The 22,991-nt window shown below is 58.6% G+C and carries 22 protein-coding genes; 10 read left to right on the top strand and 12 right to left on the bottom strand.

The genetic code is table 11. From position 1 onward, the window contains the following. Window positions 1–343: 343 nt before the first annotated feature. Window positions 344–1,087, top strand: a complete 744-nt coding sequence (locus LGH74_RS07385; protein ID WP_226174031.1) for a phenylalanine 4-monooxygenase — start codon at window positions 344–346, stop codon at window positions 1,085–1,087. A 104-nt stretch (window positions 1,088–1,191) separates the two neighbouring features. Here the strand turns inward: LGH74_RS07385 and LGH74_RS07380 are convergent, their stop codons facing one another. The 5 genes from LGH74_RS07380 to LGH74_RS07360 form a co-directional block, all read right to left on the bottom strand. Next, complete coding sequence (locus LGH74_RS07380; protein WP_226174029.1) at window positions 1,192–2,079, bottom strand: dienelactone hydrolase family protein; 888 nt, start codon at window positions 2,077–2,079, stop codon at window positions 1,192–1,194. A 108-nt stretch (window positions 2,080–2,187) separates the two neighbouring features. Continuing rightward, the gene (locus LGH74_RS07375) at window positions 2,188–3,555 is read right to left on the bottom strand and encodes an ABC1 kinase family protein (RefSeq protein ID WP_226174027.1); all 1,368 of its coding nucleotides are present in this window, start codon (window positions 3,553–3,555) and stop codon (window positions 2,188–2,190) included. Continuing rightward, a complete protein-coding gene (locus tag LGH74_RS07370; RefSeq protein WP_226174025.1) occupies window positions 3,555–4,187 on the bottom strand; it encodes a TetR/AcrR family transcriptional regulator in 633 nt (210 codons plus the stop codon). The genes LGH74_RS07375 and LGH74_RS07370 overlap by 1 nt, the downstream gene beginning before the upstream one ends. Before the next feature lie 67 nt (window positions 4,188–4,254). Continuing rightward, entirely contained in the window at window positions 4,255–5,574 is a 1,320-nt protein-coding gene (locus LGH74_RS07365; protein ID WP_226174023.1) for a cryptochrome/photolyase family protein, read from the bottom strand. A 95-nt stretch (window positions 5,575–5,669) separates the two neighbouring features. Continuing rightward, window positions 5,670–6,386, bottom strand: coding sequence for an SDR family NAD(P)-dependent oxidoreductase (locus LGH74_RS07360; RefSeq protein WP_226174021.1), 717 nt, complete (start codon window positions 6,384–6,386; stop codon window positions 5,670–5,672). Between the two features lie 212 nt (window positions 6,387–6,598). Between LGH74_RS07360 and LGH74_RS07355 the strand changes: the two genes are divergently transcribed. Next, window positions 6,599–10,048 (top strand): pyruvate carboxylase, encoded by a 3,450-nt coding sequence (locus tag LGH74_RS07355; RefSeq protein ID WP_226174019.1) that lies wholly within the window; start codon window positions 6,599–6,601, stop codon window positions 10,046–10,048. A 79-nt stretch (window positions 10,049–10,127) separates the two neighbouring features. On the opposite strand, the gene LGH74_RS07350 is transcribed toward LGH74_RS07355, so the two are convergent. Then, window positions 10,128–10,601 (bottom strand): META domain-containing protein, encoded by a 474-nt coding sequence (locus LGH74_RS07350; protein ID WP_226174011.1) that lies wholly within the window; start codon window positions 10,599–10,601, stop codon window positions 10,128–10,130. A 105-nt stretch (window positions 10,602–10,706) separates the two neighbouring features. Here LGH74_RS07350 and LGH74_RS07345 point away from each other — a divergent pair, with 105 nt between their 5' ends. Beyond that, window positions 10,707–12,053 (top strand): M20/M25/M40 family metallo-hydrolase, encoded by a 1,347-nt coding sequence (locus LGH74_RS07345; protein WP_226174009.1) that lies wholly within the window; start codon window positions 10,707–10,709, stop codon window positions 12,051–12,053. A gap of 117 nt (window positions 12,054–12,170) precedes the next feature. On the opposite strand, the gene LGH74_RS07340 is transcribed toward LGH74_RS07345, so the two are convergent. The 3 genes from LGH74_RS07340 to LGH74_RS07330 form a co-directional block, all read right to left on the bottom strand. Then, window positions 12,171–12,500, bottom strand: a complete 330-nt coding sequence (locus LGH74_RS07340; protein WP_226174007.1) for a hypothetical protein — start codon at window positions 12,498–12,500, stop codon at window positions 12,171–12,173. A gap of 133 nt (window positions 12,501–12,633) precedes the next feature. After that, window positions 12,634–13,482, bottom strand: a complete 849-nt coding sequence (locus tag LGH74_RS07335) for a transporter (RefSeq protein WP_226174000.1) — start codon at window positions 13,480–13,482, stop codon at window positions 12,634–12,636. 314 nt (window positions 13,483–13,796) lie between these two features. Next, window positions 13,797–14,135 carry a tetratricopeptide repeat protein gene (locus LGH74_RS07330; protein ID WP_226173998.1) on the bottom strand — a complete coding sequence of 113 codons (339 nt, stop codon included), beginning with the start codon at window positions 14,133–14,135 and terminating at the stop codon, window positions 13,797–13,799. 78 nt (window positions 14,136–14,213) lie between these two features. Here LGH74_RS07330 and LGH74_RS07325 point away from each other — a divergent pair, with 78 nt between their 5' ends. From LGH74_RS07325 to LGH74_RS07310, 4 genes are all read left to right on the top strand, one after another. Beyond that, window positions 14,214–14,954: an electron transfer flavoprotein subunit beta/FixA family protein gene (locus LGH74_RS07325; RefSeq protein WP_226173996.1), complete on the top strand. Its 741-nt coding sequence runs from the start codon at window positions 14,214–14,216 to the stop codon at window positions 14,952–14,954. Between the two features lie 106 nt (window positions 14,955–15,060). Continuing rightward, complete coding sequence (locus LGH74_RS07320; RefSeq protein WP_226173994.1) at window positions 15,061–16,038, top strand: electron transfer flavoprotein subunit alpha/FixB family protein; 978 nt, start codon at window positions 15,061–15,063, stop codon at window positions 16,036–16,038. Window positions 16,039–16,140: 102 nt separating this feature from the next. Next, window positions 16,141–16,764, top strand: coding sequence for a bifunctional nuclease family protein (locus tag LGH74_RS07315; RefSeq protein ID WP_226173992.1), 624 nt, complete (start codon window positions 16,141–16,143; stop codon window positions 16,762–16,764). Window positions 16,765–17,023: 259 nt separating this feature from the next. After that, window positions 17,024–17,569 carry a YfiT family bacillithiol transferase gene (locus LGH74_RS07310; RefSeq protein WP_226173990.1) on the top strand — a complete coding sequence of 182 codons (546 nt, stop codon included), beginning with the start codon at window positions 17,024–17,026 and terminating at the stop codon, window positions 17,567–17,569. 78 nt (window positions 17,570–17,647) lie between these two features. On the opposite strand, the gene LGH74_RS07305 is transcribed toward LGH74_RS07310, so the two are convergent. Beyond that, window positions 17,648–18,457 (bottom strand): ABC transporter ATP-binding protein, encoded by an 810-nt coding sequence (locus LGH74_RS07305; protein WP_226173988.1) that lies wholly within the window; start codon window positions 18,455–18,457, stop codon window positions 17,648–17,650. Window positions 18,458–18,563: 106 nt separating this feature from the next. Further along, on the bottom strand, window positions 18,564–19,295 hold the full coding sequence (locus LGH74_RS07300; RefSeq protein WP_226173986.1) for an MlaE family ABC transporter permease: 732 nt from the start codon (window positions 19,293–19,295) through the stop codon (window positions 18,564–18,566). Between the two features lie 113 nt (window positions 19,296–19,408). Between LGH74_RS07300 and LGH74_RS07295 the strand changes: the two genes are divergently transcribed. Then, window positions 19,409–20,122 (top strand): SDR family oxidoreductase, encoded by a 714-nt coding sequence (locus LGH74_RS07295; RefSeq protein WP_226173984.1) that lies wholly within the window; start codon window positions 19,409–19,411, stop codon window positions 20,120–20,122. A gap of 61 nt (window positions 20,123–20,183) precedes the next feature. Here LGH74_RS07295 and LGH74_RS07290 read toward each other — a convergent pair whose 3' ends face one another. Beyond that, a complete protein-coding gene (locus LGH74_RS07290; RefSeq protein ID WP_226173982.1) occupies window positions 20,184–20,963 on the bottom strand; it encodes a head GIN domain-containing protein in 780 nt (259 codons plus the stop codon). A 151-nt stretch (window positions 20,964–21,114) separates the two neighbouring features. On the opposite strand from LGH74_RS07290, the gene gldA reads away from it, so the two are divergent. Both gldA and gldF read left to right on the top strand, forming a co-directional pair. Then, the gene (gene gldA, locus LGH74_RS07285) at window positions 21,115–22,023 is read left to right on the top strand and encodes a gliding motility-associated ABC transporter ATP-binding subunit GldA (RefSeq protein ID WP_226173979.1); all 909 of its coding nucleotides are present in this window, start codon (window positions 21,115–21,117) and stop codon (window positions 22,021–22,023) included. Between the two features lie 150 nt (window positions 22,024–22,173). Continuing rightward, on the top strand, window positions 22,174–22,899 hold the full coding sequence (gldF, locus tag LGH74_RS07280; RefSeq protein ID WP_226173969.1) for a gliding motility-associated ABC transporter permease subunit GldF: 726 nt from the start codon (window positions 22,174–22,176) through the stop codon (window positions 22,897–22,899). Window positions 22,900–22,991: the final 92 nt, after the last annotated feature.

The following is a 22,991-nucleotide window of genomic DNA, read 5'->3' as shown; positions in this document are numbered from 1 at the left end:
GTTAATGAATGTTGTTGCCTTCTAATTTTAGGGGTATAAGGAGGTGATTTAATGTTATTTTGCAATTATGGGTGTGTTTTAAAGGGTGTATTTTTATAAATACGGTGCAGTTTGTTGAAATAGGCTATAAAAAAATATGGGGTAAAGGATACAACTTATTTGTATCCTTCTATATATTTGCAACCAGTATGATGAACCAAACCGCGAAATGCTTCTGCCTAAATATTCGTCCCGTGATGGACGGAGTCGGGCCATTTTGCCGGTACGGAAGCTAGAAGCACATGCTACTAACCCTCTGAAAATCGTCAAAGGCCCGACTCCTACCAGGAGCCGGGCTTTTTTTATGCCTCACGTCATGGTAACACAGCACTACGACCGGTACACCCCCCAGGACCATTTGGTTTGGAAGGTATTGTTTGACCGCCAAACGGCGCTGCTGCACAAGCGGGCCGCTTCGGCTTTTGCGCAGGGCCTCGAAAAGGCCGGCCTGCACCGCCACGCCATTCCCCATTTTGAGGAAGTGAGCAAGCGTCTGCAAAAAGCCACCGGCTGGCAGCTGGAGCCCGTCAACGGTATGCTCGACGATGCTACCTTCTTCGGCCTGCTGGCCGAGCGTAAGTTTCCGGCTACCGTCTGGATTCGCTCCATGCAGCAGTTCGACTTTATCGAGGAGCCCGACTTGTTTCACGGCGTGTTTGGGCATGTGCCGCTGCTGATGAACCAGGCCTTCGCCGATTTTCTGCACTTTCTGGGCCGGGTAGCTGCTCAGCATCTGCACGATGCCGAGGCTATGGCCCGCATGGAGCGGCTCTACGGCTTCACGGTGCAGTTCGGGTTGGTGCAGGAAAATGGGGCCACCCGCATGTTCGGGGCCGGTTTGCTGTCATCGTCGGGCGAAATTCACCATTGCGTAGCCGACGAAAGCAACCGACGGCCCTATGACCTGGCCACCGTGCTGCGCACACCGTACAGCGAAGCGCATTTGCAGGAGCAGTATTTCGTCCTCAACGGCTGGGAGCAGCTCACTGAAAGTGTAGCCGAACTGGCCGCAATGCTGTCGGCAGGCTGGGAGCTGCAGCCAGCCTAAGGATTAATCTATTGATACGGCATAAAAAAAGCCTGCTCCCGAAATCAGGAGCAGGCTTTTTTATGCTTTGCCGTCAACTGCCAGTCATGATCTGGCAGTGCCGGTTAGCCTTTCAGCTTGAAGTTCTTACGCAGGTAGTCCACGACCAGCGTGTGGGCCTGGGCGGCAAATTCCTTACTGTACTTTGGGTTGGAAGGGTTGGCAAAAGCGTGGTCGGCATCGTAGTTAACGACTGTAACCTTCTTTTTGGCGACAGCCATATCCTTCCGAAACTGGCCTACTACCTCCTGGTTGATCCACTTATCCTGCGTGGCAAAAATGCCCAGCACGTCGGTATTCAACGTTTTGAGTTTAGCCACGTCCTTTTCGGGCATGCCGTAGTACATCACGCAGCCCACGGCTTTGGGGCCTGCTAGCAGGGCCGTTTGCAACGACCAACCGCCGCCGAAGCACCAACCCACTGATGATACCTTGGCATTGGGGCCGGCGTAGAGCAGTACGCCTTTGATGATGGCCTCGGCCCGCTCATTTTTCACGGCCTGCATCAGTTTGCCGGCTTCATCGGCGGTGGTGGCTACTTGGCCGTCATAGAGGTCGAGGGCAATGATGTTGACGCCTTTCAGCTCTTTGGCGTAAGTAGCGGCTTCCTTCCTGATGTAGTCGTTCAGACCCCACCACTCGTGAATCACAAACAGGTACTTGTCGGAGCGCACGTTGCTCTTGATTTCAAAGGCTTTAGCTGTCTGCCCATCGGTGGTTTTGAACTCAATTGTTTCGCCCAAGCCCTCGTAGGAGTAGGGTAGCGGGGCGTCGTGGCCGCCCGAGAAATCTTCGTTGGTCGCCAGCATGGCAAAGGCTTCGGTAGCATTGGCGCCGGCCGTGGGGCGCGAGCAGCACGTCATTTTGGGCGCCGGAGCGGCAGCCGGGGCCTGGGCCGAGGCCATAGATACCACGCTGAGTAAGGCAGCGCACAGAGTCCAGATTCTTTTCATGGAACGGTAGGAGGGAGTGTGGTTGGAAAAGGGAAAAACGGCTTCCCGAAGTCAGAAACCTCGAAAAGCCGTGGTTGGAAGCTACAACTGCCCGTTTTGGAAATAGTTTCAGCCTTGATTAGCCGGCGGCAAACCAGTCTGCACCGAGGCCTGCAACTCCGTGAGCAGCGCGTACAGGCCCACGTAAGTTCGGTTGAGATAGATGAAATGCTCGGAGCCCCGTGGCTCCCGCTGCTGGCGCAGCTCGGGCTCCTGCAGTAGGTCGTCGCCGAGGCGGTAGAGGGCCGCCATATACTCCGGGTCGCCGAAGTCGAAGGTAGCCTGGCGAAACGGGCGGCCCACCAGCTCCAGCGACGTAAGCATGGTGCGCAGGTAAAAGGCGCGCCGCGCGGCTGTATCCTCGGGGCGCAACACGCCGGCCTGGGTGAGTAGCTCGGCGAGGCGGGCTTCATCGGCCAGCGTGTCGGGGCGGAGCAGGGCGGTAAACAGCTCGTACACGTCGGCCGGAATTTCTTTCACGCAGCCAAAGTCCAGCACGCCCACGGTGCCGCCACCTTCTTCCCGCAGCAGAAAGTTGCCGGGGTGGGGGTCGGCGTGTACGCGGTGCAGGGTGTGCAGCTGGAAGCTGTAGAAGTCCCACAAAGCTTGGCCCAGTTGGTTGCGCACGGCCTGGGTTGGGTTGGTAGCCAGAAACTCCTTGAGGTGCTGCCCAGCCAGCCAGTCCATCGTCAGCACCCGGCCCGACGAAAGCTCGGGGTAATAGCTTGGGAACTCCAGATGCTGCAGATGGGCGCACTCGGCGGCTATTTCGGTGCCGCGCTGCAGTTCCAGCCCATAGTTGGTTTCCTCCAGCAGCCGTGCTTCCACTTCCTCTAGATAAGGCCGCACCTGGGCTTCGCTCAGGCCCATTACCCGCAAAGCAATGGGCTTCACCAGCCGGATATCGGAGCGGATACTGTCGGCCACGCCAGGGTACTGCACCTTCACGGCCAGCGCCAAGTCGTTTTTGCGGGCCCGGTGCACCTGCCCGATGCTGGCTGCCTGCCGGGCATTGGGGTCAAACTCGTCGAAGAGCTCGAAGGGGGAGCGGCCAAAAGAATCCCGGAAAACCTTGGTTACCAGCGGCCCCGACAACGGCGGGCTTTGGTACTGAGCCTGGGCAAACTGGTCGGCGTAGGCGGTGGGCAGCAGATTTTTCTCCATGGCCAGCATCTGGGCCACCTTCAGCACCGAGCCTTTCATTTCGCTCAGGGCGCCATATAGCTCTGCCGCATTGGCCGCGTGCAGTTCATCGGTTTCACTGGTGCCGCCGGCGGCGCGCCGGGCGTAGTGCTTCACGTAGTTGGCGCCGACTTTCAGACCGGTTTTGGCAAAGCGGGCAGCCCGCGCCACTTTGGTAGTGGGCAGCGAGGCCAGCTGCCGGCTGTCGGTGGGCTCGTCGGGCGGGGTGCTGGGCTTACTGGTGTCGTCAGTCATTAGCGGCGGTGTACCAGAAAGCGGGCCAGGTCCAGGGCCGAGTCGAGCGTGTTGCGGCCTACTAGGTCGAAGCTCAGCGTCACGGCTTTTTCCACGGCGGCATCGGTGCGCTCAAAGTTCAGCGAGTCGTCTTTGGCAAAGAAACCCAGCACAAACAGGGCCTGCTGCCAGAATAGCCGCGGATACTGATCCTGTACCAAGGGCCGCACGGCCACTTCCTCGGTGCGCTTGCCTTCCTGCAGAATGTCCTGCACGAACTGCTCGAAATCCTGGCGGAAATCGTCGAGCACGCGGGGCGTGAGGCCGGGCATGCGGTGCAGGGAGCGGTGCAGTGAGTTCAGGGCGTAGCTGCGGTTCTGCTTCAGCAACTCCAGCAGGGTGTAGTAAAACCCCAGCAGCTTTTCGCGGGCCCCGTATTGCTCCCACACCGGCTCGGTGGCGGCGCGCTGCCGGGCTTCCCGCGCAAAGTCGGCCCAGATTTCACGGTCAATAGCGTCGAAATTGGCGTAGAATCGGTAAAACTCCGCCTCCGGAATGCTGAGCTTACTGGTCAGCTTAAACACCGACGCGGGTGGTGTGCCCTTGCGTAGCACGTAGTCGAGGTAAGCTTGTTTGATGCGGTCCTTGTCCATGCTGCTATAACCGTGTTCGGGCCTGTAAGTTGCTGTTGCGGCAGATTAATTGCCGCGTACCGGGGCGCTATTCACTGGCCCGATACGCTGCCCGGAAGGTAGTAATGGCCCGCTCCCGCGCAAACTTGTGGTCAACAATGGGCTTGGGGTATTCGCAGGTGCCAAACTCGGGCAGCCATTGCCAGGCGTAGGAAAAGTCGGCGTCGTAGCGTTCCTGCTGGCTCTGGGGGCTGTACACCCGAAACCAGGGCGCGGCCACCACGCCGGTGCCGGCCATCCACTGCCAGTTGCCCACGTTCTGGGCCAGATCGTAGTCGAGCAGCTTGTCGGCAAAATACTGCTCCCCCCAGCGCCAGTCGATGAGCAGGTGCTTCACCAGAAAGCCGGCCGCCGCAATCCGGACGCGGTTGGGCAGATAGCCGGTCTGGTTCAGCTCCCGCATGCCGGCGTCTACCAGCGGGTAGCCCGTGCGCCCTTCGCACCAGGCCCGGAACTCCGCCTCGTTGTTGCGGTAGGGCACTTGGCGCAGGCGCGGGTCGTAGCTTTGGGTGGCCGTGAAGGGAAAGTGCCAGAGCAGCATCATGAAATAGTCGCGCCAGATCAGCTCGTTGAGCAGCTTCGGGTTCAGCGCCCGGGCCTGCCGCATCAGTTCCCGCACGCTCAGCGTACCAAAGCGCAGCTGCACCGAGCGGCGCGTGCTGCTGTTGGCCAGGCCGGGTTTGTCGCGGGTGTTGTGGTAGTTGAGTACCAGCTCTTCCGCCGGCAGCTCGGCGGCGGGCACGTACTGCTCGTAGCGTTCAAAGCCCATCTGTTCCAGCGTGGGCCGGGCCGGGGCTTCAGCGAGTTGCCGCAGGTTTTCGGCCCGGAATAAGTCCCGGGACGGATACGGCAGCAGGTGCTCATCGTGCAGCGCGGCCAGCCAGGCCTTGCTGTAGGCCCCGAATACTTTGGCCGGCTTCCCCGATTTGCCCAGCAGCTCGTCTTTGGCAAAAATCACCTGGTCCTTGTAGCTGCGAAACGTCGCGCCGTGTGCCCGGGCCACGGCCGCTACGGCTGCGTCGCGGCCGGTGGCGTAGGGCTCGTAGTCTTCGTTGGTATACACGGCAGCCACGTCGTAGGCTTGCAGCAACTGCTCAAAAACTTCCACGGGCCGGCCGTAAACTGCTAGCAACGTGCCGCCGGCCTGCTCCGTTTGCCGGGCCAGCCGCTCTACCTCATTATAAATGAAAGTGACGCGGGCGTCGCGGCGGCTGGGCAGCTGGTCCAGGATTTCCTGGTCGTAGATAAAGAGCGGCACCACCGGGTAGCCGGTTTGCAGGGCGGCCGTCAGCCCCGCGTTGTCATGCTGCCGCAGGTCGCGCCGGTGCCAGAACAGAACGATTTTCATGGCGTCATTTAGTTGTTGGTTGCTGATTGTCAGTTGTCGATTGTTAGGATGTACGTTCAAGACAACCAACAATCAGCAACCAACAACCCCAAAGGCTACTTCAGATTCGATAGGCCGCCACTGACGGGCATCACCTGCCCGGTAATGAAGCCGCTGTGGTCGGAGAGCAGGAAACTGGCCATGTACGCCAGGTCTTTAGGCTGGCCGATGCGCTGCAGCGGGTGGCGCTTGGCTCCGGCTTCCATCTTTTCGGGCGTGTTGAGCAAGGAAGCGGCCAGGGGCGTATCCGTCAAAGATGGGGCAATGGCATTCACGCGGATGTTGCTGGCGGCGTATTCGGCGGCCAGGGCGCGGGTAAGGCCTTCCACGGCGGCTTTGGCCGTGGCAATGCTGGTGTGGAAGCTCATGCCGGTAGTAGCGGCCACGGTGCTGAATAGTACCACCGACGCGCCTTCAGCCTTTTTCAGCCGCTTCATCGTGGCTTGCAAAATCTGCACGGCACCCAGCACATTCAGCTCGAAGTCGGAGCGGAAATCGTCCAGCGGAATTCGCTCGAAGGGCCGCAGCTTGATGCTGCCGGGGCAATACACCACGCCGTGTAATACGTCCGGCAGCTGGGCCAGCGCCTCGGCCGCCAGCGGCTGGGTGGCATCGGCGGCTATGTGCGTGGTGCCTAGCTCGGCCAGCTCCGGCGACAGGTGGCGGGACATGGTAAAGAGCTTGGCGCCAAGGCCGTGCAGCAGCCGGGTGGTAGCCAGGCCGATGCCGGACGAGGCGCCGACAAGCAAAATATTCTTTTGGGCAAAATCCATAGGGTGGGCAATTGTCGAGGTTGTGAACTGACAACTGACCCGACTGCCCAAGGTTTATATATTGTAACCTTAATGCCGGGAATAACGAATGTTTGTTTGCGAATTATAGCAATTAGCAAAAATTCGCTGCAGAATTCTGGGTTTCGCCTGCCTTTTTCCTAGCTTTCGGCTCTCAACGCTTTCGTCACCGCCAAAACTGCTTTCCTGTCGATATGAACATCCGCAAACTGCTGGTCGCCAACCGCGGCGAAATTGCCATCCGGGTATTACGGGCCGCCACCGAGCTGGGCATTCCCACGGTAGCCATTTATACCTACGAGGACCGCTACTCGCTGCACCGCTATAAGGCCGATGAGGCCTACCAGATCGGCCGCGACGACGACCCGCTGAAGCCCTACCTCGACATCGAAGGCATTTTGCGAGTGGCCAAGGAAAACGGCGTCGATGCGATTCACCCCGGCTACGGCTTTCTGTCGGAAAACGCCACGCTGGCCCGGCGCTGCGGCGAAGAAGGCATCATCTTCGTGGGCCCGCGCCCCGAGGTGATGGAAGCCCTCGGCGACAAAGTAGCCGCCAAGAAGGTGGCCGTGCAGTGCCAGGTGCCCATCATCGAGAGCAGCATCGACGACCTCAACGACTTCGAAACGGCCCAGCGCGAAGCCAACCGCATCGGCTACCCCGTGATGCTGAAAGCCGCCAGCGGCGGCGGCGGTCGGGGCATGCGCGTCATCCGCGACGATGAGCAGCTGGAGCGCGGCTTTTTCGAGGCCCGCAATGAGGCCCTGAAGGCCTTCGGCGACGATACGGTGTTCCTGGAAAAGTTTGTCGAAAACCCCAAGCACATCGAGGTGCAGCTCGTGGCCGACACCCACGGCAACATCGTGCACTTGTATGAGCGCGACTGCTCGGTGCAGCGCCGCTACCAGAAAGTGGTGGAAGTAGCGCCCTCGCTGAATCTGCCCGACCACATGCGCCACCTCTTATATGAGTACGCGCTGCGCTTGGGCCGGGCCGTGAACTACAACAACGTGGGCACCGTCGAGTTTCTGGTGAACCCCGAAATGGACCGAATTTACTTTATCGAGGTAAATCCGCGCATCCAGGTAGAGCACACGGTTACGGAAATGATTACCGGCATTGATTTGATTAAAACCCAGATCTACATTGCCGACGGGGCCCGCCTCACCGACCCCGAAATCGGGCTGGAAGTAGGCGGCCGGCCTATGAAGAACGGCTACGCCATTCAGTGCCGCATTACCACCGAAGACCCCGAAAACGACTTCAAGCCCGACTACGGCACCATCGTGGCCTACCGCTCGGCCGGGGGCTTCGGCATCCGCTTAGATCAGGGCTCGGTGTACCAGGGCGCCAAGATTTCGCCGTTTTTCGACTCGCTGCTGGTCAAGGTGTCGGCCCACGCGCCCACGCTGGAAGGCGCCGCTTCCAAGATGGCCCGCACCCTCGACGAGTTCCGGATTCGGGGGGTGCGGACCAATATCCAGTTTCTGCAGAACATCATTGCCAACCCCACGTTCGTGAGCGGGCAGGCCAACGTAGACTTCATCAAGGACCACCCCGAGCTGTTCAAGTTCAAGGCGCGGCAGGATCGGGGCACGAAGATTCTGGGCTTCGTCGGCGACATTATCGTGAACGGCAACCCGGACGTGAAGGGCCTAATTGACCCCAAAAAGGAGCTGCGCAAGCCTATCCTACCCAAATTTGACCCTGATGCCGACTACCAGCCCGGCACCAAGAACAAGCTCACCGAACTGGGCCCCGAAGGCTTTGCCAAGTGGCTGCGCGAGGATCCGCTGATTCACTACACCGACACCACCTTCCGCGACGCCCACCAAAGCCTGCTGGCTACCCGCATGCGCACCTTCGACATGCTGAAGGTGGCCGAGCGCTACGCCAAAATGCACCCCCAGACCTTCTCAATGGAAGTGTGGGGCGGCGCTACCTTCGACGTGGCTTTGCGCTTTCTGCACGAAGACCCCTGGGAGCGGCTGGCCAAAATCCGGGCAGCCGTGCCCAATATCCTGCTCCAGATGCTGATTCGCGGCGCCAACGGCGTGGGCTACAAGGCCTATCCGGACAACCTCACCGAGCGGTTTGTGCAGCAGGCCTGGGAAACCGGCGTCGACGTGTTCCGCATCTTCGACTCGCTGAACTGGATGCCGGGCATGGAGTCGTGCATCAACTTCGTGCGCAAGAAAACCAAGGGCCTCGCCGAAGCCAGCATCTGCTACACCGGCGACATTCTGGATGCCCGGCGCAACCAGAAATACTCGCTCGACTACTACCTGCGCCTGGCCAAGCAGGTGGAAGATGCCGGAGCCCACATCCTGTGCATCAAGGACATGGCCGGCCTGCTGAAACCCTACGCGGCCACCGAGCTGATTACGGCCCTACGCGACACAGTCAAGATTCCGATTCACCTGCACACTCATGACACCTCGTCGTTGCAGCCGGCCACCTATCTGAAGGCCGTGGAAGCGGGAGCCGACGTTATTGACGTGGCGCTGGGCTCGTTGTCGGGCCTTACCTCGCAGCCCAACTTTAACTCGGTGGTGGAAATGTTCCGGGGCACGCCGCGCCACCGCGAATTCAACCAGGAAAGCCTCAACGACTTCTCCAACTACTGGGAAACCGTGCGTGAGTACTACTACCCATTCGAGTCGGGCCTCAAGGCTGGCACCTCGGAGGTATTCCAGCACGAAATTCCCGGCGGGCAGTATTCCAACCTGCGCCCCCAGGCAGCCGCGCTGGGCCTCGGCGACAAGTTCGAGCAGGTGAAAAAGACCTTTGCCGACGTGAATGCCATGTTCGGTGATATTGTGAAAGTTACGCCTTCGTCGAAAGTCGTTGGCGACATGGCCTTGTTCATGGTATCGAACAACCTGAGCACCAGTGATGTGCTCGAAAAGGGTCAGACGCTGAGCTTCCCCGAATCGGTGCAAAGCCTGTTCCGCGGCGACATCGGGCAACCCGAGGGCGGCTGGCCTAAAGAGCTGCAGAAACTGATTCTCAAGGACGAAAAGCCTTTCACCGACCGGCCCAACGAGCACCTCAAGCCCATCGACTTCAAGAAGGAGTGGAAGCAGTTTGAGGAGAAGTTTGGGGCGGGCGTCAAGTTCACCGATTTGCTCTCGTATCTGCTCTATCCCAAGGTATTCGAGCAGTACTGGGCCCATTTTCAGCAGTTCGGCGACGTATCGTTGGTGCCTACCCGCGTATTTTTCTACGGCCTCAAGCCCGGCGAGGAAACCATTATCGACATTGCCCGCGGTAAATCCGTCATTGTGAAGCTGCGCTCGGTAGGGGAGGTCAACGACGACGGCTGCCGCACTATCTTCTTCTCCTTCAACGGCCAGACCCGCAACCTGGAAGTGCGCGACCGGTCGGTGGAAGTGAAAACGGTGCGCAACCAGAAAATCGACAAGGCCAACCCGCGGCAGGTAGGCGCCCCGCTGCAGGGTATGCTCTCGAAAGTGCTGGTCGAAAACGGTCAGCAGGTGAAGCGCAACGCGCCGCTGTTCATCATCGAGGCCATGAAAATGGAAACCACCATCACCGCTCCCGACGACACTACGGTGCAGGGAGTGCAGCTTTCCGAAGGCACCCTGGTAAACGCCGACGACCTGGTGCTGACACTGGGGTAATTCAGCTAAGCAAGCAAAAAGGCCGGGACGATGCATCGTTCCGGCCTTTTTGCTTGCTTAGCTGAATTCTGCGGAATGTTTAATGTAGGTACACCGCGTGCAGCACGGCCGCCGGCCCGGTGGCTACCTCTGGGTACAGCCGCAACGTGTCACCGCTAATCTGGTAGGTGCGGGTATTGGCTAGAGCGGCCAAAAAGCCGGTTTCCGTGGTGTTGGCCGCCGCATCGAGGCAGGCCATGCGCGTAGATGCCAGTGGCCCGAAGCGCAACTGCCCGGCGGCTGGCAGATCAAACTTGCCCAGAAACCGGTTGCAGCCGCTGTGGCCTTCGGCCTGCTGCTCATTACCGCGCAGTAGCACATACACTTCACCGTTGGCTGGCGTAGCTACCGGTTGCCCATTAAGCTGGCGCAATACCCAGCGCGTATTGCGCAGCTCGGCCAGGGGCGTGGTAATTGCCTGCGCAGCGGGCGGGGCAGTTGGTGAAGTAGTCTGGCAGCTTGCCAATAGGAGCGCGCAGAAGGCGCCGACAGCAAGAAAGGAGGTGCGAATCATGAAAAAGAAAGATAAATGCCGCTTAAACGAGTGGCTACGACAGAAAAAATGTGGAAATGCTGCCAGAATTTTATTGAAGACTTTTCAAAAGGCTTAATTTGCGTTATGCAAAAATTCCCTCCCATCGTCTTATTTCTTTTACTGGTTTCATCCACGCTGCTTGCTCAAAAAAAGACCCCCTCGGCAACTACCACGCCAGGCGTATCGGCCGCTACGGTAGAGCGGGTGGCGCGAGCCCTGGCCGCCGACGATATGGAGGGCCGGGCTTCTACCCAACCGGGCGGCCTGAAAGCCGCCCAATTTTTGGCCGCCGAGTTCCAGCGCCTCGGCTTGGGGTCGTTGCCGGGCATTACGGGCTACGAGCAGGTTTTTCCGGTGTACGAAACCAAAACGGCCGCTTTGTATGTAACTATCAACGGCACAAACATACCACCGGATAAGGCTCTGTTGGTGTCGGGGCAAGCTCATCTGAACTGGACCGACACGGATGACCCCGCCGCCCGCGTGATGGTGCTGGGGCCACAGCCGCTGCCCGCCCAGATCTACCGTCAGATTCTGGAGCCCACCGAAAACCTGATTGTTATTCTGGATCCTACCCACGCGGCCGAGTTTCAGCGGCTGGTAGGCTACACCAAAAAAGGCCGGGTGCAGCCCGATAAGCCGGGGCCGTATTCCTGCGTAGCCGTGCTGACGACGACTCCCAACGCGGCCATCAAGTTTCGGGTGGCGGCTAACACTACCGTGCGGCCCATTGAGATTCGCAACGTCGTGGCCGTGCTGCCGGGCCACGACCCGGCCAAGGCCGCCGAAATGGTCGTTTTCTCTTCCCACTACGACCATCTGGGCCTGCTGGAGCCCACTAGTGGCGACAATGTAGCCAACGGGGCCGACGATGACGCCAGCGGCACTACGGCCGTGGTTGCGCTGGCCGAATACTTCAAAAAGAAGAACGACAACGCCCGCACACTGGTATTTGCGGCCTTTACGGCCGAGGAAATCGGTGGTTTTGGCTCTCAGTACTTTTCCCGCCAGCTCGATGCCAAGCAGATTACGGCCATGTTTAACATCGAAATGATTGGCAAACAGGCCAAATTCGGCCCGAACACCGCCTTCATTACCGGCTTCGACAAATCGGACTTCGGCAAGCTGCTCCAGCGCAACCTCACCGGCACGCCCTTCCGCTTCGAGCCCGACCCATACCCCGAGCAAAACCTGTTCTACCGCTCCGACAACGCCACCCTGGCCCGGCTGGGCGTGCCGGCCCACACCATCAGCACCGACCAGATTCCGACGGATAAGCTCTACCACACCGTTGATGATGAGATTGAAACGCTGGACCTGGCCAACATGACGGCGGTTATCACCGCCATTGCCCGCAGTTCCACCGGTATCGTGGCCGGCCAGCAAACCCCCACGCGCATCAGCCCAGAGGCTGTTAGCCAGCGCCCATAAAGCTCGTCTTTTACTGCAAAGCAAAGCCCTGACCACCGCGAGTGGTCAGGGCTTTGCTTTGCAGTAATAGCAATAGGAGAGAGTTGGATACCAAATAGCAGTCAGGATGTGAAAGGACTATAGCTTGCGAATAGACAGAGCCGAGTTGGGCAAAGTGCGAGCTGGCGGTGGACCCACGGCCCGCACCAGCCGCTCGAGGGCCTGGAGCCGGTCGGCCTGCAGGTTGTTTTGCTCTACCAAGCGGCTGTAGGCATCGGTCAGCAGTTGGACTTGCTCCTTTAGCTCGTCTACTTCTAGTGCCCCCGCATAGCGTGGGTCGGGTAGCTCCGGGTCACTAAGACCGTTTATGGGCCGGTATTGGGCATTAATGATGGTTTGGCCCCGGGCTTCGGAGTAAGTCAGCACTGCGAAAAGAAGACCAAAGACGGATGTGTAGTATTTTTTCATACGCGGAATAGCTACGAGTGTAGTATAAGACAAGTATAAATAAATCTTTCATTAGTACCAAAATAAAAAGCGTAAAGAATTTACCCATTCCTCCGGGAGGATGAGCAGATTCTTTACGCTAGCAAATGTCTGTTTAGCGGGGCAGCCGAATGCTCAATCCACCACCGAGCGTGGTGCCGCTCGTGGTGCCCGACAATGTTCGGCCCGCCGTTACATCGAGGCGCAGACCCGGCCATGGGCGCCAATATAGGCCCGACGTAACGCCCGGCGCGAGCTTAGCCTGCTGCTGCCAGGTAGCGTAGGTTTCGGCGAAAAAACCGAAGGAATTGCCCAGTGGGCCGTTCAGCGCCAGAGTGCCCAGATAGGTGCCGCGCTTGGTATCGGCGGCCTTGAAGCCGCGCTGCCGGAAGCCGAAGTTGGCTTCCAGGCCAAATCGTTCCCCAATTTGCTGTGATACCAGCAGGCGGGCGGCCGGCTCATAGGCCGTCGTCTGAAACGATTTGTCGCCGTTGCGCAGCGTCATTTCCGCCAGCACTACCACTTGAGAGCGAGTGTTGGGGTTGGAGGATGCCAGAAATTTCGCCCCAACCGTCATGGGCATCAGTCCGCTGGGCCGTAGCACTTCCGTACTGCCGGGCTCCACAGCTGTGCCGGTCATAGGCAGCGGGGCCAAGTAGCCCTGGGACACGCGCAGTTCGATGTTGTTGAAAAAACCTACCCGCAACAGACCCGTGCTCAGGTTCCGGCTAGCAGCGCTGCCGGGACTAAATGGGTCGGGCTGGCTGCTGACGCCGGCTTCCAGCTGGAATTGCCCGGGGTTCAGCATGTTGGTGGTGATGGTCTGACCTGGCCGGTCGGGGCGAATGTTGCGCACAAAGGGCGTGTCTTCGTTGCCGATAGTGGGGTCAGTGGTCTGGGCCAGGGTGCGGGCGGAGCCGACGAGCAACAGCCCGGCGGTAGTCAGCAGAGTGGTCTTACGCATTCCTTCTGACACCGGCCGGCGGTTTATAGTTCGGCTAAAGTGCCAAAGCCCCGTTTAAACGCAATTTCTCAGCGCAGGTTGCAATTAATTTCCCTTTTCGCTTGAACAATACTCGGCATGCAGCGTATTTTGCAGAGCCGAAACCGAGGAGTTAATTCTAATTAGCCCTGGCAAAAGCGGCAAAAACTGGCCGGAACCGCCGCGTCTGACGAGACGCGCGGCCGAGGCCTGGCATTTCCTTCGTTCTCATCAGTCTGCCTAACTATTCGCCCATGTCCGCTTCCGTACCCTGACTTTGGTCCGGCCGGCCTGCGCTATTCGTCTTCGTAGTCGAGGCCCAGGAGCTGGTTGAGCGCCTGCTGAATCTCACTGGCCGCGTGCATCTGCCCGGCCCGGCGACTCACCTGCAGGCCGCGGCGGTAAACCTTTTCCGCCGCTTCCGGATTTTCTAAGAACTCCAGCATCTTGCCCGCGTGGTAGTACGTACCTACGTAGTCAGGGTGCTCATCCAGAAGTTTCTGGTAATACTCCATTGCCCGTTGGGGCTCCGCCGTCCGATATTCAGTAGCCAGGGCGTAGATGATGAACGGGTCGTTCGGGTCTTCGTTATAAAAGGTCAGCAGCTGCTGCAGGCGGGTCGGCGTGGTATCCATTGGGAGGGAGTTTTCTGTATCTTCGCCCGAAATTAGGGGCTTTCCCGTAGTTTATCTCCCATCCACAAGCAGCCGTAGATGAAGTTTCTCGTTTGCATCAGCAACGTTCCCGACACGACCACCAAAATTGCCTTCACGCCCGATAACAAGGAGTTCAACAAGGCAGGGGTGCAATTCGTGATTAATCCCTGGGATGAATATGCCCTCACCCGTGCCATTGAGCTCAAAGAAGCCCAGGGCAGCGGCACTGTTACCGTCCTCAACGTGGGCGAAGCCGACACCGAACCCAATATCCGCAAGGCTCTGGCCATCGGGGCCGACGACGCCATCCGCGTGAATGCCGCTCCGAAGGATGCTTATTTCGTGGCCCAGCAGATTGCTGCGGTTGCTAAAGAAGGTGCCTACGACGTGATTCTGATGGGCAAGGAAAGCATTGACTACAATGGCTTTCAGGTGCACGGCATGGTGGGCGAAATGCTCGGCATCCCGACAGTGGCCCCGGCCATGAAGCTCGATATGAGCGGCAGCACGGCTACGCTAGAGCGCGAAATTGAAGGCGGCAAGGAAATCGTGGAAGTTTCGGCGCCTTTCGTGGCCTCGTGCCAGCAGCCCATGTGCGAGCCCCGCATTCCGAACATGCGTGGCATCATGACGGCCCGCACCAAGCCGCTGAAAGTGGTGGAAGCCGTGGGCGAAGGTGCCCGCACTTCGGTAGCCGAGTACGCACTGCCGCCCAAGAAGCAGGGCGTGAAGCTCATCCCCGCCGAGTCGGCCGGTGATTTGATCAAGCTGCTCCGTAACGAAGCCAAGGTGATTTAATTGGTTTTTGGTTGTTGGTTTTCTGTTTTTGGCTTAAGCCGAAACAGCACAAAACCAACTCGTTGAACCCCAAATAACCAAAAACCAAACTCAAAAAACCAAAGAAATGTCCGTTCTAGTTGTAGTTGAATGTGATGGTGGCGAGGTAAAAAAATCGTCGCTGGAAGTGGCTTCGTACGGAAGCCAGGTAGCGCAGATGCTTGGCACCACGGCTACGGCCGTGGCCGTGGGCGAGGCTACCGAAGCCAATCTGGCCAAGCTCGGTGAGCAGGGCATCAGCAAGGTATTGTACGACGCGGAGCCTCGCTTGAAGGATTTCGTAAACAGCGCCTACACCAAGCTGATTGCCGCCGCGGTGGAAAAGGAAAGCTCGGCAGTAATCGTGCTGGCCAATTCCAACATCGGGGCCTCGGTGGGCTCGCGCCTGTCGGTGCGGCTGAAGGCCAGCCTGGCGACCAACGTAGTAGAGCTGCCCAAAAACGATGGTGGCAGCTTCACGGTGAAGCGCGGTGCCTTCTCGGGCAAAGCCTTTGCCGACGTGGTACTGACCGGCGACCGGAAAATTCTGGCCGTGAAGAAGAACTCGATTGAGGCTTCGCACGAAGCCGGCAAAACCGCCCAGGTTGAGTCGTTCTCGGCTGGCCTATCGGACGCCGACTTCACCGACGCGCCCAAACAGGTAGTAATGCAGGATCAGGCCGGCGGCATTCTGCTGCCCGAGGCTGACCGCGTAGTATCGGGTGGCCGGGGCATGAAAGGCCCCGAAAACTGGCACCTGATTGAGGACCTGGCCAAAGCCTTGGGTGCGGCTACGGCCTGCTCTAAGCCCGTGTCGGACGTAGACTGGCGCCCTCACCACGAGCACGTGGGCCAGACGGGCATCACTGTGTCGCCGAACCTGTACATTGCCTGCGGCATTTCGGGCGCTATTCAGCACCTGGCCGGGGTAAACTCCTCGAAAGTGATTGTCGTAATCAACAAAGATCCGGAGGCGCCGTTCTTTAAAGCTGCCGACTACGGCATCGTTGGGGACGTTTTCGACGTATTGCCCAAACTCACCCAGGCCGTAAAGGAATTGAATTAGGGTCTTGGGGTCTTGGGTTTCAGAACCGGGAAAGACTAGCTTTGCCGCTCTGAATACGCGTCCAAGACCCCAAGCTCCCAAGACCCTAAGCTCCTAGATACCTTGAAAAAAATACAGCTCGAAATTCTGGGCCTCTCGTCCAGCCAGTCACAGTCCGGCTCTTTCGCCCTGATTCTGGGTGAGAAAACCGGTAACCGTCGCCTGCCAATCATCATTGGTATGTTCGAGGCTCAGAGTATTGCCATTCAGATTGAGAAAATCAATCCGAACCGGCCGCTCACGCACGACTTGTTCAAGTCGTTTGCCGAGCATGTGCACGTAGCAGTGCTGGAAGTGTTGATTTCCGATTTGAAGGAAGGCGTATTCTACTCGAAGATTGTGTGCACCGACGGCGCCACAACCTTCGAACTGGACGCCCGCCCCAGCGACGCCATTGCCATCGGCCTGCGCTTCGGCGTCCCGATTTTCACCGTGGAAAGCGTGCTGAGCGAAGCCGGTATCATCCTAAGTGATTTGGATGAAAATACCGACGAGGATGCCGACGACGACGATGAGGACGAGGATGACGACACCTCCGGCACGCCCAAGCCGGAGCCCACGCCCCGGGACCCCAGCGGCCAGGTTTCTCTCAAGGAACTTGAGACTATGCTGAGTCAGGCACTGGCGAATGAGGACTATGAAAAAGCCGCCAAAATCCGTGATGAGCTGAATAAACGTAACGCGTAAAACGGCTTTTTAGATTGCAAAAAAGGCTTCTCTGTTATGGAGGAGCCTTTTTTGCATTTGAAGGTTGTTGCCGTCCGTCATCCTGAACTTGCGCAGGATCTTCTTCTCCTTATAACTCAGTAGAGAAAGGTCCTGCGCAAGTTCAGGATGACAGACGGCAACAACGATGACAGGCACAACACACGCACAGGGAAAATCACTGTTGCCCAGCCGCCGACTACCTTTTAGTACCTTGCGGGCTGCAACCAAACTGCTCCTGATGGAAACTTCCACTACCCCGGACCTGCGCTACCCGATTGGCCACGCCACGCTGCCCGATGGGCCGCTAAGCCCGGGTCAGCGCCTCGCCCTGATTGCCCGAATTGCCGTACTGCCCGACCAGATTCGGGCGGCCGTGGCGGGCCTCACGCCCGCCCAGCTCGATACGCCCTACCGCCCCGGCGGCTGGACGGTGCGCCAGGTGCTGCACCACTTGCCCGATTCGCACCTGAATTCCTACGTGCGCTTTAAGCTTGCTCTAACGGAGGAAAATCCCACCATCAGCCCCTACGACGAGCAGGCCTGGGCCGAACTGCCCGACGTGCAGGCTACGCCTGTGGCCGTGTCGTTGGCACTGCTTGAGTCGCTGCATATCCGCTGGACGATTCTGCTGCGGCAACTCACCGATGCGCAGTGGCTGCGCACGTTCTACCACCCCGGCAGCCAGCGCAACTTCACCCTCGACGCGGCTCTGACCATGTATGCCTGGCACGGGCAGCACCACCTGGCCCATATTACCCAGCTCCGGCAGCGGGCCGGGTTTTAAGGCCCGCCAGAAATTCACTGCGTAAAAAAGCCCCGCTAGCAGCTGCCGGCGGGGCTTTTTGATTCTGGAACCTGAAAGCTAAATATTATAGGCTTCGTCGGAAGTGGCGGCAGCCAGGCCACCTTCGGTTTCCTCATCCACTTTCTTGGCGGCCCGCACCAGGCTGCTGCTGAAGATGAATTCCTTGAGCTCGGGCACGGTGGTGTTCAGAATTTCGTCCTTGTTGCCGTCCCAGAGCTTCTGGCCTTTGTGGAGGTAGATGATATGGTCCCCGATTTCGACCACCGAGTTCATGTCGTGGGTGATGACGACGGTGGTGATGCCGTACTCGTGGGTGATTTCGTAGATAAGCTCGTCAATCTTGATGCTGGTAGCAGGGTCGAGGCCGGAGTTGGGCTCGTCGCAGAAGAGGTAGGTGCAGTTGGGCGCAATGGCGCGGGCAATGCCGACGCGCTTTTTCATGCCGCCCGATATTTCGGAGGGCATCTTGGTACCGGCATTTTCCAGGCCCACGCGCTTGAGGCAGAATTCGACCCGGTCGCGCCGCTCTTCCTTGCTCATCTCGGGCGTGAGCATCTTGAGCGGAAATTCGGTGTTTTCGTACACCGTCATCGAGTCGAACAGCGCGCCGCCCTGAAACAGCATCCCGATTTTGCGCCGGATTTCCTGCTTGATGTCCACCTTATTGTTGGTAAACACCAGCCCGTCGAAGGTGATGCTGCCTAGGTCGGGCTTCATCAGACCCACGATGCACTGCAGCAGCACGCTTTTGCCGGTGCCCGAGCCGCCGAGCAGCAGGTTACACTTCCCCGTCTCAAACGTGCAGGTGATGCCCTTCAGCACCGGGTTGCCATTGAAGGACTTCTGGATGTTATGAACTTCAATCATGCTAATGTGCTGATTTGCTAATGTGTTTGAATGTGCTAATGATGTGCTGCTGTAGTACCGAACAAGAAAGCTGGTTTAGCACATGAGCACATTAATCATTAGCACATTACAAGAGTACTGCCGCCAGCACGTAGTCGGCCAGCAGGATGGCAATAATGGAATTGGTAACGGCGCCGGTGCTGGCCGCACCTACTTCCAGTGCGCCGCCTTTGGTGTAATAGCCTTTATAGGAAGAAATAGCCGACACCAGAAAGGCAAATACCACCGATTTAATCAACGCAAAAACGATGTTGTAGGGCACAAAGTCGGTACGAATGCCTTCCACGTACTCTTGGGCCGACATGGCTCCGGACAGCGTGCCGGCTAAGTAGCCACCCGTAATGGACAGCACCATGGCCAGCACCACTAGCAGCGGAAACATGAGCATGGCGGCCACGATTTTGGGCAGCACCAGATAGGAGGCCGAGTTGATGCCCATTACCTCCAGTGCATCGACCTGCTCGGTGATGCGCATCGTGCCCAGGCCGCCGGCAATGCTGGAGCCAACTTTGCCGGCCAACACGATGCTGGTAATGGTGGGGGCCAGTTCCAGAATCGTCATTTCGCGCACCATAAAGCCGATAGTGGACTTTGGGATGAGCGGATTGACGAGGTTGTAGGCAATCTGAACGCAGGTAACGGCCCCAATAAAGGCGGAGACGATGGCAACGATAAACACGGAATCGATGCCGATGAGGATGGCTTCGTCGAGGGTACGCTGCCAGAGCGTGCCCAGCCTTTCCTTCCGAACCAGCATGCTTTGCATGAAGATCAGGAATTCACCGAAGGTTTTGACCATAAAAAGAGGAGGAGAAAGGATAAAAGCTCAAACTTGCGCCGTGGCCGCAAAGGGCCAACGTTCAGCTCGGAGCCAGCAACCCATACGTAAAAACCAAAACGTCAATCAAAGGAATGCAAAAATATATCGTTGTCACGGGTGGAACGAAAGGAATTGGCCGCGCCCTGGTGGAGCGCTTCGCGCGGGCGGGCTTTGGCGTCATCACCTGTGCCCGCTCGGCCTCGGACTTGGCCACCCTTATAACCGCTGTGCAGCAGGATGTTCCCGGGGCGGTGCTGCATACGCTGCCCGCCGATTTGAGCCGCCCCGAAGAAACCCGGCGCTTCACCGATTTTGTGCTGGGCCTGGGTGTGGCTATCGACGTGCTGGTGAATAATACCGGCGCGTTTGTGCCCGGTCGGCTGCAGGACGAGCCCGCCGACGGCTCGCAGCTGCGCCAGATGATAGACGTGAACCTCTACAGCGCCTACGACGTGACCCGGGCCCTGCTGCCGGGAATGATTGGGCGGCGCGAGGGCCATATTTTCAATATGTGCTCTACGGCCAGCATCATGGCTTACCCCAACGGGGGCTCCTACAGCATCGCTAAGTTTGCCCTGCTGGGCTTCACCAAAGGACTGCGCGAAGAGTTGAAAGAGCACAACCTGCGCGTGACGGCCATCTTGCCCGGGGCCACGCTCACGGCCAGCTGGGAAGGCATGGACTTGCCTGCCGAGCGGTTCATCAAAGCCGAAGACGTAGCCGAAGCCGTATTCGGGGCCTATTCCCTCTCACCGCAGGCCGTCATCGAGGAGCTGCTGATTCGCCCGCAGCTCGGCGACCTGTAAGTCATTTATCATTTATCAGGCAGACTGCCGTTTGGGTGATAAATGGTAAAGGATTAATGAATCAGTTGGGTAGGACTTTGCCTTTGCCGGTTACGTTGATATCGGTTTGGCTGGGCTTGCCTTGGTAGAAGAGTGTGCCGGCGCCGGCGTTGGTGCCACCCAGAAAATCGGTGGCCGTAACGTAGGCGTCGCCGTTGCTGTCGTGGTTGAAGCGGAAGTAGCAGCGCTTGGTTTGCAAACCGCTGGCCCGGAGTGTACCGCTGCCGCCCACTACCATCGTAAACTCGTCGGCGCGGCCGCGCAGGGCAATGTCGCCCAACTCGTACATATCCAGGTTCACGTATTCACTGCTGATGTCGAGGTCGAAATTGCCGGCGCCTACGAGGTGGCAGAACAGCGTATCGGCCCGGAAGCTGCCAGCAGTACGGATGTTGCCTTGGCCGCGCAGAAATACGTCGTGGAGGCGGGGTAGGTGTATTGTCACTTCGCGGGGCGTGTCGTAGGTGCGCACCCAGTTGCAGCGGCTGGTATTGTGAATTACCAAGGCCCCGTTTTCGACCCGCAGTTCAATATCTTCCTGCAGGTTCTTGCCGGCCCGCACCTCGGCATAGGTTTCCGCGTCCTGCACCAACGTTACGTCCACGTTGTCGTAGGCCAGTATTACCTGAAAGGCTTCTAAGTCGCGCCGCTCGGTCACGACCTTACCGGTGCTTTTCAGGCAGTCCATTTCGTGGCCGTCGCCGCAGCCGGCAAACAGGGCGGCGGAGGCTACCAATGCGGCGCCAACACTAAAAACCCGCGAGGTGCGCTTAACTTGCAGCCAAATGGTACTTCGAAACATCTCTACGCTATGAACCCGGCGGGCAAGGTAACGAATCTGCCGGGCGGCCGCAAAGGTAGCAACCTGGTACCGACTGAGTATCCTGGCATGGCTTCGTTGTGCCTTCAGGCAATGACATCCGCCACGGCAGCAGTTTTGACACGTTTAATCTATGGTTGAAATACAGCAGCTCAGCAAGGTATTCGGAACGCAGACGGCCGTGAATGACATTTCATTCTCGGTGGGCAAAGGCGAAATTCTGGGCTTTCTGGGGCCCAACGGGGCGGGCAAATCCACGACGATGAAGATTGCCACGGGCTACCTGCCGCCCACCCACGGCACGGTGAAGCTGGACGGCTTCGACGTGCAGACCGACGCGCTGGAAGTGCGCCGCCGCGTGGGTTACCTGCCCGAGCACAACCCGCTCTACCTGGATATGTACGTGCACGAGTACCTCGAATTCATCGGCTCGGTGCACGGCCTCAAGGGCCAGCCGCGCCGCACCCGCGTGCAGCAGATGGTGGATAGGGTAGGGCTGGGCCGGGAGCAGAACAAGCTGATCGGGGCCTTGTCGAAAGGCTACCGGCAGCGTGTGGGCCTGGCCCAGGCCCTGATTCACGACCCGGGCGTACTCATTCTCGACGAGCCTACCACCGGCCTCGACCCCAACCAGATTGGCGAAATCCGAACCCTAATCCGGGAGCTGGGCCAAGACAAGACCGTTATTTTCAGCACCCACATTCTGCCCGAAGTCACGGCCCTATGCAGCCGGGTAGTTATCATCAACCGCGGGCAGCTCGTGGCCGACTCACCCGTATCGGAGCTGGGCGGCAAAGCGGCGGGGGAGACGGTTATTCACGCCGAGTTCGAGCAGCCCATTGACGTGGCGTCGCTACGGGCCTTACCCGGTATTCTGGGCGTGGAGGTCGAAGCCGGCAACCGCTACCGCATCCGGGCCGCGGCAGGCCCGGATATGCGTGGGGCCATTTCGCGCCTGGCAGCTCAGCAGGACTGGATACTGCTGGGCCTGCGCCAGGAAGAACAGTCGCTGGAGCAGGTGTTTCAGTCGTTGACGAAATGAGCCGCACCACGAGCTACAGAACGTCCTGCTGAGCTTGCCGAAGCATCTCTATCGCAGTGCTTGCTATTCAATTAGTATTGCAATGAAGCGGTAGAGATGCTTCGGCAAGCTTAGCATGACAGACGAATTTTGCAATCTATTCCGCAACCGATGTTTGCCATCCTTCGCAAAGAATTCAACGCCTTCCTCAGCTCGCCGGTAGCCTACATGGTTATCGGGGTGTTTCTGGTGGCTACCGGCCTGTTCGTGTGGGTGTTTCCCGACAGCTCGGTGCTAGAATACGGCTATGCTGACCTGCAGACGCTCTTCAACATGGCCCCCTGGATTTTCCTGTTCCTGATTCCGGCCATTACCATGCGCACATTTGCCGAGGAGAAAAAGGCTGGCACCATCGAGCTGCTGCTCACCCGCCCGCTCACCGACGGGCAGATTATCGGCGGCAAGTACCTGGCCTGCTTGCTGCTGGCTTTGCTGGCTCTGGTGCCCACGCTACTCTATTACTACTCGGTATATCAGCTCGGCAACCCCGCCGGCAACATCGACTCGGCTGCTACCGTGGGCTCCTATATCGGGCTGGCGCTGCTGGCAGCGGTGTTTGCGGCCATCGGCATCTTCGCCTCCGCCATTACCCGCGACCAGATTATTGCCTTTCTGGTGGCCGTCGTCGGCTGCTTTCTGGTGTACTCGGGTTTCGATTCGTTGGCCTCAGTTTTCGACGGGGGCCTGGCCTACTACATCGGCCAGCTTGGCATTGCGGCCCACTACCGCGACATCAGCAAAGGCCTCATCGACTCCCGCGACCTGCTCTACTTTCTCAGCCTCATTGCCGGCCTGCTGCTGGCCACTCGTCTGGTACTGCAAAGCCGCAACTGGTAACCAAATAAAAACTAGTTCCCCTCCTCAGATGATGTTATGCATCAAGCAAGCAGGCGCTAGGGGTGGTTGACCTCGTCAGAACGATTTTAGAG

The sequence above is a fragment of the Hymenobacter lucidus genome (assembly GCF_020447265.1).
GTDB lineage: Bacteria > Bacteroidota > Bacteroidia > Cytophagales > Hymenobacteraceae > Hymenobacter > Hymenobacter lucidus.
This window is presented reverse-complemented; position numbering and strand designations above follow the sequence as displayed.